Below are 12,692 nucleotides of genomic sequence, written 5' to 3'. Positions count from 1 at the left end.
CCTCCTAACTGAAGGAGGAGGGAGATGGGACTTGACGAGACGGGAGCGTCGGCGATCATGCGTGCCCAGGGGGACCAATCTGGGGAGGCATGCATGGTGGATCAGGAGCGATGGGCGGAGATTCGACGGTTGTTTCACGAGGAGCGGGTGTCCATTTCAGCGATTGGGCGGCGGTTGGATCTGGATCGCAAGACGGTCCGGCGCAGTCTGCGGCAGACGACGTGGCACCCCTATCGCCGGGCAGCGGTGGCGGAGACGCTGCTCACCGCCCATGCCGACTTTGTGCGGACCCGCGCCCCGCAGGTGGGGTACTCGGCGCGGATTCTCTACCAGGAACTGCGGGCGAGCCGGAGCTACACCGGCAGTTATGAGACGGTGAAGCGGTGTGTGGCGCCGCTGCGCGAGGTCCAGCTGCAAGCGGAGCGGGCCCTCCTCCGCTTTGAGACCCCGCCGGGGCAGCAAAGTCAGATTGATTGGGGCCAGGCCACCGTGCCCTTCCGCACCGGTCCCGTCGTGGTGCACGTGTTCGTGCTCACCTTAGGGTTCAGTCGCCGCGGCTTCTATCACGCGTGTGCCGATGAGCGCCTGGCGCAATTTCTGGAGGCCCATGAACGGGCCTTTGCCCATTTCGGCGGGCACACCCGCGAGCATCTCTATGATCGTCCGCGCACCGTGTGCTATGCGGATGAGACCGGCCGACGCCTCTGGAATCCCACGTTCAAAGCCTTTGCCGACTATTGGGGCTTTGAGCCCCGCGTGTGTCGGCCCTACCGGGCGCAGACCAAAGGCAAAGTGGAATCGGGCGTGAAGTATGTGAAGCGGAACTTTCTGCCCGGGCGGACGTTTGTCGACGTGGTGGACTTCCAGGCCCAGCTCGACGAATGGAACGTGACGATCGCCGACCAGCGCCTGCACGGCACGACTCATGAGCGACCGATCGCGCGGTTTGAGCGAGAACGCGAGCACCTCGTGCCACTGGCGGGCCAGCGCGGCTTCCAGCAGGAGGCGCGGGTCTCGCGGATCGTGGCTGAAGACTATCTGGTCAGCTTCGACACGAATCGGTATTCCGTGCCCTTCCGCCTGATTGGGCAACGGGTTGAGGCGCAACGGCGGGGCGACACCATCCATATCTTCCATCGCGACCGCGAGGTGGCCACCCATCCCGTGTTACCCGGCCGCCACCAATTCCGCATTCTGCCGGAGCACGGCCCCGGCGCCAGTGCCCGCATTGCGCGCCAGCGCCGGTCAACCCTGAGCGAACTGGCCACTCACCCCGGTGCGGTCCCGGAGGTCGAAGTGCGGGATCTGGCGTGCTACGAGGCGGTGTGCGGGAGCGCGGCGGCGCACGAGGTGCAGCCATGAACCCGGCGCAACTGGAACGGCTCCGTGAACAGCTGACGCGGCTGCGGCTCCTGAAGAGCCGCGAGCGGCTCGACGCCCTCTTACAGGAGGCGGCGGCCAAGGACCTGTCGTATGCGGACTTCCTCGATCAGGTCCTCAGTGAAGAAGTGACCGCCAAAGCGGAGAAGAACATTACGATGCGCACCAGTCTCGCGCGGTTTCCGTTTGTGAAGAGTCTGGAGGTCTTCGACTTCGCCTACCAGCCGTCGCTGGATAAGAAGCAGATCCAGCAAGTGGCCACCTGCCACTTCATCGAGCACGGCGAGAATCTCGTGATCTTGGGGCCGCCCGGGGTCGGCAAAAGCCACCTGGCCATCGGGCTGGGGCTCAAAGCGATCGAGCGAGGCTATCGGGTGTTGTTCACGACGGCCGCCGCCATGATCGCCACACTGACTCGAGCCCTGACGGAGAATCGGCTGGAGGACAAGCTGAAGCTCTACACGATCCCGCGGTTACTGATCATCGATGAGATCGGCTATCTGCCCATTGACCGCACCGGGGCCAACTTGTTTTTCCAACTCATCTCGCGTCGCTACGAGAAGGGGCCGATGATTCTCACCAGTAACCAGAGTTTCGGGGCCTGGGGGGAGGTCTTCGGGGACCGGGTGCTGGCGACCGCGATCCTGGATCGGGTCCTGCACCACGCCATCACCATCAATATCCGTGGTCATTCGTACCGGCTCAAGGAGAAACTTAAAGCCGGTTTGGTGCGCGTCGAAGAAGCCGCCACGACCACGTAACCAGGGTGGGGAGTTTTCGATGACCATAACTGGGGAAATTTGGGTGACCCTTGACAAGCAGCGGCCTGTTGGTCGACAGGTCCAGTTCACGCGCTCGCGCCCGTATAAGAAGGATGACAACGCGCATGTGGAGCAGAAGAACTGGACGCATGTCCGCAAGCTAGTGGGTTGGGAGCGGTACGACACCGAGGCGGCGCGCACCGCGCTCAACGCGCTGTATGCGGACCTGCGGCTCTTCCAGAACCTCTTTCAGCCCGCGATGAAACTCGTCCGCAAGGTCCGGGTGGGCTCGCGGTTGATCCGGCGCTATGAGGCGCCGCAGACGCCGTTCGAGCGGGTGCGGGCCTGCGCCGACGCCGATCCGCAGAAGGTGGCCGCCCTGGAGCAAGTCCTGAAGACGACCGATCCGTTTGCGCTCTCGCAGCGGATTGACCGGCACCTGGAGCGACTCTGGGCGCTGGCCACCCGAGCCACGCGCACCCCGCGCGAAGCGGCGCCTCGGCCGCCGCAGCTGCGGGCGAGCACGCCCTGGCGTGGGTGGACCTTCAGCCCGAGGGTCCAGCGCCAGACACCGGCGCTGCCCCGGACAGGACGCTCATAAGGGGGGATCTCCAGTATGGACCGAGCGGCGATCGTTGATCCTAGGCCAAATACGGAAGCCGGTTTTCCGACCGAGCGCCCGAAGAATCCCAACTCCAGGCTCAGGGGATGCGTCGCTCGGTAAGATTCACAAATGACTCAACGATCCCCCGCTGGGTAAGATTTTTAAATGGCTTGATAGGCTGGCCAAGGGCGAGGGGGCAATCCATCCTCGGAAGGCTCTGTGGGTGCGAAGAACCTCCGCGCGAGGGGCATCGTCACGGACGACGAATTCTTGGAAACCTTAAAGGGACCCGGTTGCATGAGAAGTTTGGATCAAAGCAAGACAGTTACCGGCGGTCTTCTCCGCTCGCCGCAGCGACGCTATGCCGATAAAGAGGCAAGCGGCTAGCACGAAGCTCACATCAGAAGAAGTGAATTACTGGAGGGGTTTCTCCGGCGGCGTCAATGGAGAGGGGCTACGCCCGATGAGCCGCCGGGTCTAGCAAGCTTAGATCAGAAGGAGAATGACTGGAGGATTCCTCTGCTCGCCACAACTACGATAAACCGATAAAGAGGCGAGCGGTTCAAGCGAAGCTTCGTATTTAGGTATATAACCTACGTCAATATGATTAAGAGTAATCACCAGCATTTACTCTCAGGTACTATCACTTACCACACCTCTTGACACTTCAACGAGTTGTGATTACGGTTCTCCTCTAGGTTACGGTCTAGCCCGCATTATTCACGAGAATTCGTGACGAAACCGCGGAGATGCCATGCGAGACGGGCGTGCGGAGCCGCGAAAGCCCGAGGCATACTTGCGACAGTATGTCGAGGGAGCGAGCGGCGAGCCCGCCCGACTGGCTGCCCTTCAGGCGCGGCCAGTCTTGTCGCAGCGGCATATCGGCGGTTGCAGTAGAAGTCATCGTGAATAATGCGGGCTAGACCCTGGCAATTCGCTCTTTCGTGTCTACACAGCGTCTACATTTCGGCCCGCTGATTAGACCGTTGTGAACGAGAAGTCAACGCGCACGGAGGACGCGTCCATGCCAAAGCTGACGAAACGCCTCATCGATGACACTCCGTTCCCACCTTCAGGACAAGTCTTTATCCGAGACTCTGTGCTTCGCGGTTTTGCGCTCCGAGTGACCAAGGGAACGAAGACCTTCGTTCTGGAGAAACGAGTCAGAGGGAGGGTCAGGCGAATTACCATCGGTCCGTATGGTCCGCTCACGGTTGACCAGGCTCGCAAGCAGGCGGAGGCTCATGTCGGGGCAATCGCACAAGGAGAAGATCCTGCGCAAGCGCGCCAAGACCGGGTCAGAGAACCGACCTTTGGCGATCTAGCCGTCTTGTATGAGCAACGGCATCTCCCCATGAAGCGGTCGGCGAGGGATGACCGGAGCATGTTGGACACGCATCTGAAGGATTTGAAGACGCGGAAGTTATCCGATATCAGCCGGAATGAGATTGTTCTGCTGCATTCGAAGATCGGGGAGACCGCGCCCTATCTGGCGAATCGCGCCGTGGCCCTGCTCCGAAAGATGTTCAACCTGGCCAAGGACTGGGGAATGTTTCAGGGGGAGAATCCTGCAACCAGAATTCATTTCTTCAAAGAAAAAGAGCGGGATCGTTTCGTACGGCCCGATGAATTTCCTCGTCTGTTTGCCGCGAGTCTCGAAGAACCGGATGAGTATGTGCGCGGGGCTTTTTTCACGTACTTGTTCACCGGGGCTCGCCGCGAAGAGGTGCTCACGATGCGGTGGGAGGATATCAGTTTGGAGCAAGCCGAGTGGCGTATCCCCCAGACGAAGGCAGATAGCCCGCATGTGCTTCCCCTGGCGGGACCGCTCCTGGCAGTCTTGAGCAAGCTTCCGCGACAAGACGGGAATCCCTATGTGTTCGCCGGGCGCAATGGGTCCCATCGCGTGAACATCAAGCGAGCCTGGGGCCGTATTCGGACCAAGGTAGGTGTCTCGGATGTCAGACTTCACGATCTCCGGCGCACCGTGGGATCATGGCTGGCGGGCAGTGGTGAAAGCCTCCAGCTGATTGGAGCGGTCCTCAACCACAGCAACATCAGCACGACGAGGATCTATGCGCGATTGGACCTTGATCCGCTGCGCAGGGCCTTGGAACAGAACGCAAGTAAGATGTTGCTGACGGTCCACAAGCATTTCCAACGTAAAGAGGGAAGGAAGCACAGAAGGGGATCAATTCCCACGCCGTCGCTCCCGGCACTACAGCGGCTTGTGAGCGCCGCTACCAATTAGTTCTGTAGCAGAACCTGCACTGACAGTTCCCACGTCGTTTCTTCTGGACTTACTCAGCGGTCGGCTCCAGAGGAGCGGTTAAGCGGGAAAACCCGAAGCGGCAAACCGCGTTAGTGGCATCCTGATGGTCACACGAAACAGCAGGACATCGACCCCCGGTGAGACTGCCAAGACACTTGCCAAAGCGTAACCGAATCACTATCGATACTGGTTATATTTGCGCAATTCAGCAAGTTCGCCTTGCCAAATAGTGCAGAGATCGGAATCCTGCGAGAACGCCTCGCTTGGAAGAGCGGAATGAATGGCTGCCCGTAGCGAAGCGGAGTAAAAGGTTCCTGGGCGTACAAAGTCCCGCCCGAAAGGGCGGGGTTCTCTAAATGGATACGAGTACTGAGAAGACAGACGCGGCTGCAACGTAGTAGGTTGTGCAGCGCTGAAGGTGCCATGAGACTACCTGCTGATACAACCATAGCCGAAGATAAGCTGGCGCGCTATCTGCTCTTGCCGCAAGCGCGCGGCGACAAATCGGCCTTTCTGGCGCAGACTGGCTATGTGCAGGGAAACGCTGGCCAACTACTGCAGGACTTGCGCACGCAGATTTTGCCATTAGACGCCGTGCGGCTGGAATCCAACAAGTTCGGGCAGTATTACGAGATTTGCGGCACGCTTAAGGGGCCCAATGGTATGACACTACCAGTGCGCACTATCTGGATGACCGAGCACTTGTCGGGCATCACGAAGTTCGTTACACTTATTCCAGACAAACGGAGGGCATGATGAAGTTTGAGCTTTACACTGATGTGGCGCTGACATGTGACCTGCCGGAGCATCGTCTCCGTCGCGGCGATATTGTGAAACTGGTCGACCATCACGTGGCCCCTGACGGCACAGAGGGATACTCCATCGAAGTCTTCAACGCTGTTGGCGACACCATTGCCGTCACCGCCGTTCACGCCTCCGCCCTGGAAGCCCTCCGCGAAGACGAGGTGCTCTGCGCTCGTGCGCTGTGACGAGACGCGACCTCCTGCTCTCTTTCCAGAACTAGTGGACTAGACTCAATTTCCTATTCTGTGCATTGCATGTGGCCCATGCGGCCTTCTGACTTGCGTCCGGCAGGCGAAAAGCTCGTGTCCGAATGTCGCGGCCTACTGGAGATCATGCTGCCCCTGACTGCTGCGGAGCAGGAGTTTATCGCGCGCCTGAACGACTGCGGGGACATCGCCCCACGTTGCTTACTCGCTTTGACCTGGAAACAGAAGGCGTGACAGACTTTTACCTGATTGGGCATTTTACCCGTACGGTAAAAATAGCCAATTGGGTAAAAATATGCAGAACTGTGGAGATTGTTTCTTGCGCAAAGCGTACGCGCCTTTCTTCGCGCGGCGCATCAGCCGATGTCTGCGCCTCAACCTTAACCCCCTCAGGATGATGAGAGTCCAGGTCTCTGTTCCGGGTAGGTCGAGGGTCGTCTTGTGCTCAAAGCGATGCTGCGCCTCAAATAAGTCGATGCGCGTGCCTGACACCATCAACCTCCTTGAGGCCGCGAAAATCGACGCCACTATTGCTAAAGACCTAAAAGAGCTGAGTATAGTTGATCGCTGCGTTGAATATGGGCCCGAAGTTGCCCCATAATCAACGCAACGTTGAACATGGAAGGCCTCTCGCGCTTTGATGAACACGACGGAAAACAAGTCCTCCCGAGCGGGCCGCTATGTGCAGCAGCCGGCGGGCTATCGCGCCTTCATCCCCGCGCCCTTGCCTCCGGTTCCGCCCGTTAATCTCGGCGGGCTGCTGCGGGAGCTGCTCTCCGGTGCCGACTACGCCCTTGGCCGGCTCGACGGCGCGGTGCTCACCTTGCCCAACCCGGACCTCTTTGTCTCCATGTATGTGCGCAAGGAGGCGGTGCTCTCCAGTCAAATCGAGGGCACCCAAAGCTCTCTACAGAACCTGCTTGCAGCCGAGGCACGGCTGGCCGACCCGGACACCCCGGCGGACGTGACCGAGGTGATCAACTACGTCCGGGCAATGAATCACGGCCTCAAGCGACTGGCTGAGCTGCCGGTCTCCGTTCGTCTGATTCGGGAGATTCACGCGGAACTGTTGCGGGGCGTCCGCGGGGCCAACCTCACGCCGGGGGAGCTGCGCACCAGCCAGAACTGGATCGGCCCCGGCGGCTGCACGCTCGCCGACGCGACCTTTATTCCGCCGCCGCCTCAGGAAGTTCCCCAAGCGCTGGCCGAGCTCGAGCAGTTCCTGCACGCTGAAAACCCGCCGCCTGCGCTGGTGTGGGTGGGGCTCGCCCATGCGCAGTTCGAAACCATCCATCCCTTTCTCGACGGCAACGGCCGCGTCGGGCGGCTGCTCATCACCTTCCTGCTCACCGAGAAGAAGCTCCTGGCGCGACCCGTGCTGTATCTGTCCCACTATTTCAAGCGCCACCGCGCCGAGTACTACGAGCGACTGCAAGGCGTGCGCGATGCCGGTGACTGGGAAGGGTGGCTTGCCTTCTTCTTGCGCGGCGTGGCCGAGGTGAGCCGCGAAGCGACCCGGACGGCAGCGGCTATCTTGCGCATGCGTGAGGACTATCGCGCGCGCATCATCGAGCGGCTCGGCCGCGCTGCCGCCAACGGCCACCGCATCATGGACAAACTCTTCGACCGTCCGATCGTGACCGTGGCCCGCGTGCGTGAATGGCTCAAGATCACGCCGGCGGGCTCGAATAATCTCGTCAGCCGCCTCGTGGACATCGGCCTGTTACGCGAGATTACCGGCTATGCCCGCAACCGGCGCTTCCGTTTCGATCCGTATCTCAAGTTGTTCGAGGAATCAGGCGAGAGGCGACCATGAGGGTAACCAGGCCAATGAAGCAGAGGAGCCATCGGCAGCCTCAAACCGAGAAGCGGACGTTTCGATAACTGCTCCGTTGCGCTAACATCACCACGATCGGACAGCCTATGCCGCAGATTTTAACAATATCGAGCTGAAGCTGTTGGAGGGTCTACACCCGGTTCTGCCCGCGGCCACGGCCAGTTCGTTCTGTGTCGGATATCTCAACCTCCGTAGCCGGGGCCAGTTGGCCGATCTCGTAGCCAGTCTGGTCTTGAAGGGGATCGCCATCGGGGAACGGTATGCGGAGAAGGACGCCTACGACATCTATGCGCTTTGTGCCCACTCACGCGGAGGTCCCCAAACAGTGGCGTCGGCGCTCAAGCCTTTCATGAATCAGCAGCTTGTGCAAAAAGGCCTTCGCTCAATCGCTCAGAAGTTCCGTGCCCTCGCCCGCATTATTCATGAACGCTTCTGCTGCAATCGCGGATTCGCTGCTGCGACACGCCTGTCGGCGGGCGTGCTCGCCGCTCAGTCCTTCAACGTACTGTTTCAAGTACGCCTTGTATCTTGGAATTGTGGTACATGAGACATACGGAATGTGACAGATCGATACGCCTCCGGTCCGAAGAGACCGCGGCCGAGCCGGGTCGTCACATTCCCTATTCCATAAGCCCGCACAGTTGCCTGGGCCACCGAGCCCGCATCAAGACAAGGACGGGCTTCACCAAGGAGGAGGCGATGCAGACATCGTCGGTGTGTGTCGGAATTGATATCTCGAAAGCGCAGCTGGACGTCGCCATGCGGCCGGCTGGCACGCCGCTGAGCGTCCCGTATGATGCCCAGGGAATCAGCACGGTGATCGCACGGCTGAGCCAGGTATCGCCGATACGGATTGTCGTGGAAGCCACCGGGGGCTTGGAACGGCCGTTGCTGCGGGCGCTGGTGGACGCCGCCTTGCCCGTGATCGCGGTCAATCCGCGCCAGGTCCGGGACTTTGCCAAAGCGACGGGCCGGTTGGCGAAGACCGATACGCTGGACGCGCAGGTGTTGGCCCGCTTCGCAGAGGTCATCCAACCGGAAGTGCGGGCGCTCCCCGATCCGCAGACCGCGGAACTGGCGGCCCTGTTGGCGCGACGCCGCCAAGTGCTGGCGATGCAGCGGGCCGAGCAGAACCGGTTGGACCGAGCTCCAGCCCGCGTGCGGAAGCGGATTGAAGCCCATCTGCGCTGGTTGCGCACCGAACTGGCCCGGCTCGACGAGGACCTCGATGACATGATTGAAGAGAGCCCCATCTGGCGTGCACGCGAAGATTTGTTGCAGAGCGTGCCCGGCATCGGACCGGTAATGAGTCGCACGGTCTTGGCCGAGCTGCCGGAGTTGGGCTTGCTGAATCGCAAGCAAATTGCGGCCTTGGTGGGCGTCGCGCCCTTCAATCGGGACAGTGGGCGGCTGCGCGGCCGACGCACCATCTGGGGTGGGCGGGCCCCCGTCCGCACCGCGCTGTACATGGCGACCTTGGTGGCGACGCGCTGGAACCCCGTCATCCGGCAGTTCTACCAGCGACTGCGTACCGCCGGCAAAGCATCCAAGGTCGCGCTGGTCGCCGCGATGCGCAAGCTGCTGACCATTCTCAATGCGATGGTACATCATGGGACTCCATGGCAACCGGCCGCTGCACGGAGAGCTTGACATTCAAGACAGTTGCTCAGTCCTTCGCGGCTGTGCTTGCCCGTCTCGCGACGCAACTCCGCCATTTCGCGACGAACCGTCATGAATAATGCGGGCTGGATGCCGAAGGTCCGACCTGGGTTGCGAAGTTCTTAGGTGGAGGCGATCCGGGAACAGAAGCACGGCTCCGGCAGGATGCCTTCATGACGGTGCGTGAGGTCTGTCGAGTCCTTGGAGCAGTTGCTGACTAACCGGATCGGCAGTCTCGCACGAGCTGAACCTGCTGAAGCACATGAACAGATTCCCGGTCCTTTTCTGGTTTTCCCGCGAGCATCCTGCGCTCCGCTGGAAGGCGCCCAACGTGCGGCAGCATCGCGATGAACAGGAAGACGCCTAAGTGAAGACGCCTAAGTGAAGACGCAAGAGCACTGAAAGACTCCCGGTACTTTTCTGACTTGTAGTGCAAATTGTTCCTACGGTCGGCAGGCTGTTTAGAAGTCATTTCAAAACCTTCCGAAGCGTGATCAGGGCACAGGCCAGATGAAAGAAGCCCCCATAAGTGTCCATCAGGCGATCATCCCGGACGGTCAGTCGCCGGAAGTTGCCCAGCCAGCCGATCGTGCGCTCCACGATCCAGCGGCGCCGGTAGCGGCGCACCTTGCGCCCGTCCTGAGGGGTGGCCCGCTGGTTATTGGCCCTGGCCGGAATGATCGGCTCAATCCCGCGACGGACCAACAGGGCCCGGGCGGCATTGCTGTCATATCCCCGGTCCGCAATCAGCCGCTCCGGCCGCTTGCGGGGCCGCCCCGGCCGATGCGGGCGTGTCACGGCGATCGTGTCGAGCGTCGCGTCGAGGAGCCGGCCCTCCGCCGGGGACGCCGAATCCAGGTATGCTCCCAACGGAGTACCCGCGCCATCGACCAATACCATCCATTTTGTGCCCTTGCCGCGCTTGGTCGGCCCGACGTTGGCGCCCCCGTTTTCGCCGGCGCGAAGCTCCCATCGAGGAAGCACTCGTTCCAGCGCAGTTTCTGCGCGTCATTCAAGTGGGCCAGCAAGGCCCGCCACAGCGTCAGCAAGACCCCGCTGGCTTCCCACTGCCGCAGCCGTCGCCAACAGGTGCTCGGGCTGCCATACCGCTTGGGCAGTTCGCTCCACGGTGCGCCGGTCCACAGAATCCAGAGTATCCCTTCGAAGCAGCGCCGAGCGTCGGCAGGCGGTCGGCCGCCCTTCGGTCGGCGCGGGGCCGGGGGTAAATGGGGACGAATCTGGTCCCATTGCGCATCGGTCAGCTGGCGCCACGCCATGTGTCCTCCTTTCCTTGAAGGTCGTCATGGCGCGGATTCTACTCCTTTTCCGAGGTTTTGAAATAACTTCTAGGAAGTTGGCGAGCGGATAATCAGGGTTGCCTTGTTAGCTAGTTCAGTGGCGATCATGAGGATTTTCTCGCGCTCAACCGGCCAGCCGATAATGTTTGCATGTCGCGGGTGTGGGACAGGACTGGAAACCACACGGAGCTGTTGAGTGAAGACGACTTGGGCTATGAGGTCAGCACGTCCGATCACAGGCTTGTGTGAGGGGTGAAGAGCGGTCACATAGTTGTCCCCGATTTCCCAAATAGCCTGCTCCGCACAGCGCTCTGTTCGATAAACGGAAGTTTCCGCCGTTCTGGTTGAAGGAATAAATGCCTGAGGACTCACTCTACTCGTTGCTGGCTTGATGTGGCGTTTCGTGAGGATGAATCGACTAAGACGCTCGCGAGGATCTATGTCGGAGGGGAGAAGGTCAGGCTTTTGATAAATACGATCCCAGAATCGTCGCAATCGATCCAGGTAGCTCATCACCAAGTGGCTCCTGCCCATACTGTTTCCGATCTGGTCCCAGAATTCCGGCGTAGATCAGCAATCCTTGATTCGTTGTGATGGTAAAGAGATAGTTGCGGCCTCGGTCCCATTCGAAAGCGATCTCGCCGTGAGGAGCAGGCACGATATCGGGAAGAGGCAGCGTCTCCGGCAACAGTCCAATGAGATGACGCGCCGTTGCGATCGCTAAGTCTGCGATGGGTTCAGCCTCGTAGCCATCCCAACCACGCTCGGACGCCTCTTGAAGAACATCGGCTAACCGATCCCGGAGCGCTTGCCGCCAGCCAAGAACGATCGATTCGTCCGCGTGCTTGCGGAAGGCGCTGATGGCGGCTCGGAGTGTGTGAAAGGTCTCGCTGCAACCCGGTCCGACCTCGGTAATATAAGGAGTTGCGGCAGCAATCGCTGTCATCATCGGAACAGCTCCTCGGTCCTAGGGGTCAGGCTCGACTTGAAGATCGTGTTCTTGAATTCCCGAAATCGCTCAAGAACGTCCCATATGCTGGCAGTATCGGGGGGCCTGGGGGCCTCTGTCAAGACATCGATGTCAAGAATGAGAGAGGTGGTATCGGGAGCAGCGACAGGCACCAGCGATTGGGTAATAATCGCTTTCGCCTCCAGTGCGGGCAGGGGGATGACAAGGCGCGTAAGGAAGTACTCAAGCGTCTGCGGGAGAGCTGCTGGAACACGAGGTGGTTCAGTAAGGTAGTCCTCCAGTTTGACCTGTTGACCGGGTATGTTGATTTGATTGATGTATCGGAGACCAATACGAACGATGCGTTGCGGCTGTGCGGTGCGGAGATAGAGCTCCCAGAGCCCCTTGGCCTCCGTGCGGATCACCGGCCAGCCCTGGCTAGGATAAGGACGCAGCCGGTTAAAAGTAAACCCATCAAGTCGGTACTGGACGATCTGTTGTTCATCTTGGGAGTAAAACAGAAAGCCATCGCGTCCCAAATGTCGCTGGGCGGCTGAGATGAGCCGATCCTCCTGAATCTCGACGGAACCCTCCCAACGATGTCGTGCTTTCTTTGTGGGATAGTGTTCGCGGATCTGGTCGTGGAGAGCCTCAAGGGTGGGCAACGTGGAGGATGGCAATGGGTCAACTCTTATGTCAACGAGAGCCTCCTTGATGGGCGGATTGGGGTATGGCTGCATCGGAGAACCAATAATAGTGGGATCAGGTGACGGATTACAACCTCTCTGAATGTGATGAGACGCTTGTCGGAAGTGCCCTGGCAACCGCATGGCAGGGATAGCTGGAGGCCTAGTATGAAATGCTCATGTGCATCGGACGCTGCTCAAGGAATCTGACACCTTACTTCTCTCGACCGCCTGTA

Annotated in this window: 12 protein-coding genes and 2 pseudogenes; 10 read left to right on the top strand and 4 right to left on the bottom strand. The window is 60.2% G+C overall.

What is annotated here, in order from left to right; genetic code table 11:
- Nucleotides 1-24: 24 nt before the first annotated feature.
- The 10 genes and pseudogenes from istA (at nt 25) to QWI75_RS19270 (ending at nt 9,514) form a co-directional block, all read left to right on the top strand.
- Nucleotides 25-1,362, top strand: a complete 1,338-nt coding sequence (gene istA, locus QWI75_RS19310; RefSeq protein ID WP_289266912.1) for an IS21 family transposase — start codon at nt 25-27, stop codon at nt 1,360-1,362.
- Nucleotides 1,359-2,141 carry an IS21-like element helper ATPase IstB gene (istB, locus tag QWI75_RS19305; protein ID WP_289266911.1) on the top strand — a complete coding sequence of 261 codons (783 nt, stop codon included), beginning with the start codon at nt 1,359-1,361 and terminating at the stop codon, nt 2,139-2,141. The genes istA and istB overlap by 4 nt, the downstream gene beginning before the upstream one ends.
- Nucleotides 2,142-2,160: 19 nt before the next feature.
- Nucleotides 2,161-2,742: a hypothetical protein gene (locus QWI75_RS19300; protein ID WP_289270858.1), complete on the top strand. Its 582-nt coding sequence runs from the start codon at nt 2,161-2,163 to the stop codon at nt 2,740-2,742.
- A 1,027-nt stretch (nt 2,743-3,769) separates the two neighbouring features.
- Nucleotides 3,770-4,027: pseudogene (locus QWI75_RS22955) on the top strand (Arm DNA-binding domain-containing protein); the annotation flags it as partial.
- A 102-nt stretch (nt 4,028-4,129) separates the two neighbouring features.
- Nucleotides 4,130-4,996: a tyrosine-type recombinase/integrase gene (locus tag QWI75_RS19295; RefSeq protein WP_289270857.1), complete on the top strand. Its 867-nt coding sequence runs from the start codon at nt 4,130-4,132 to the stop codon at nt 4,994-4,996.
- Between the two features lie 444 nt (nt 4,997-5,440).
- On the top strand, nt 5,441-5,773 hold the full coding sequence (locus QWI75_RS19290; protein WP_289270855.1) for a DUF6883 domain-containing protein: 333 nt from the start codon (nt 5,441-5,443) through the stop codon (nt 5,771-5,773).
- Nucleotides 5,770-6,006 (top strand): DUF4926 domain-containing protein, encoded by a 237-nt coding sequence (locus QWI75_RS19285; protein WP_289270853.1) that lies wholly within the window; start codon nt 5,770-5,772, stop codon nt 6,004-6,006. The genes QWI75_RS19290 and QWI75_RS19285 overlap by 4 nt, the downstream gene beginning before the upstream one ends.
- A gap of 661 nt (nt 6,007-6,667) precedes the next feature.
- Nucleotides 6,668-7,843, top strand: coding sequence for a Fic family protein (locus tag QWI75_RS19280; protein ID WP_289270850.1), 1,176 nt, complete (start codon nt 6,668-6,670; stop codon nt 7,841-7,843).
- 226 nt (nt 7,844-8,069) lie between these two features.
- Nucleotides 8,070-8,411 carry a hypothetical protein gene (locus QWI75_RS19275; protein WP_289270848.1) on the top strand — a complete coding sequence of 114 codons (342 nt, stop codon included), beginning with the start codon at nt 8,070-8,072 and terminating at the stop codon, nt 8,409-8,411.
- Nucleotides 8,412-8,563: 152 nt separating this feature from the next.
- On the top strand, nt 8,564-9,514 hold the full coding sequence (locus QWI75_RS19270) for an IS110 family RNA-guided transposase (RefSeq protein WP_289266904.1): 951 nt from the start codon (nt 8,564-8,566) through the stop codon (nt 9,512-9,514).
- 477 nt (nt 9,515-9,991) lie between these two features.
- Here QWI75_RS19270 and QWI75_RS19265 read toward each other — a convergent pair whose 3' ends face one another.
- From QWI75_RS19265 to QWI75_RS19255, 4 genes and pseudogenes are all read right to left on the bottom strand, one after another.
- The gene (locus QWI75_RS19265; protein ID WP_289270846.1) at nt 9,992-10,507 is read right to left on the bottom strand and encodes an IS5 family transposase; all 516 of its coding nucleotides are present in this window, start codon (nt 10,505-10,507) and stop codon (nt 9,992-9,994) included.
- Nucleotides 10,508-10,620: 113 nt separating this feature from the next.
- Nucleotides 10,621-10,800 (bottom strand): annotated as a pseudogene (locus tag QWI75_RS22950) (transposase); the annotation flags it as partial.
- Nucleotides 10,801-11,278: 478 nt separating this feature from the next.
- Nucleotides 11,279-11,770, bottom strand: a complete 492-nt coding sequence (locus tag QWI75_RS19260; RefSeq protein WP_289270844.1) for a hypothetical protein — start codon at nt 11,768-11,770, stop codon at nt 11,279-11,281.
- A complete protein-coding gene (locus QWI75_RS19255; RefSeq protein WP_289270842.1) occupies nt 11,767-12,510 on the bottom strand; it encodes a TIGR04255 family protein in 744 nt (247 codons plus the stop codon). Before QWI75_RS19255 ends, QWI75_RS19260 begins: the two co-directional genes overlap by 4 nt.
- Nucleotides 12,511-12,692 lie beyond the last annotated feature (182 nt).

The sequence above is a fragment of the Nitrospira tepida genome (assembly GCF_947241125.1).
GTDB lineage: Bacteria > Nitrospirota > Nitrospiria > Nitrospirales > Nitrospiraceae > Nitrospira_G > Nitrospira_G tepida.
The sequence above is the reverse complement of the archived record's forward strand: the minus strand, read 5'-3'. Positions and strand labels throughout refer to the sequence as shown.

Excerpts from the sequence above, each read along its gene's own strand:
- QWI75_RS19255 (WP_289270842.1), bottom strand. The coding sequence starts at position 12,510 with ATGCAGCCATACCCCAATCCGCCCATCAAGGAGGCTCTCGTTGACATA.
- QWI75_RS19280 (WP_289270850.1), top strand. The coding sequence starts at position 6,668 with ATGAACACGACGGAAAACAAGTCCTCCCGAGCGGGCCGCTATGTGCAG.
- QWI75_RS19285 (WP_289270853.1), top strand. The coding sequence starts at position 5,770 with ATGATGAAGTTTGAGCTTTACACTGATGTGGCGCTGACATGTGACCTG.
- QWI75_RS19270 (WP_289266904.1), top strand. The coding sequence starts at position 8,564 with ATGCAGACATCGTCGGTGTGTGTCGGAATTGATATCTCGAAAGCGCAG.
- QWI75_RS19260 (WP_289270844.1), bottom strand. The coding sequence starts at position 11,770 with ATGATGACAGCGATTGCTGCCGCAACTCCTTATATTACCGAGGTCGGA.
- istB (WP_289266911.1), top strand. The coding sequence starts at position 1,359 with ATGAACCCGGCGCAACTGGAACGGCTCCGTGAACAGCTGACGCGGCTG.
- QWI75_RS19295 (WP_289270857.1), top strand. The coding sequence starts at position 4,130 with ATGTTGGACACGCATCTGAAGGATTTGAAGACGCGGAAGTTATCCGAT.
- QWI75_RS19300 (WP_289270858.1), top strand. The coding sequence starts at position 2,161 with ATGACCATAACTGGGGAAATTTGGGTGACCCTTGACAAGCAGCGGCCT.
- istA (WP_289266912.1), top strand. The coding sequence starts at position 25 with ATGGGACTTGACGAGACGGGAGCGTCGGCGATCATGCGTGCCCAGGGG.
- QWI75_RS19290 (WP_289270855.1), top strand. The coding sequence starts at position 5,441 with ATGAGACTACCTGCTGATACAACCATAGCCGAAGATAAGCTGGCGCGC.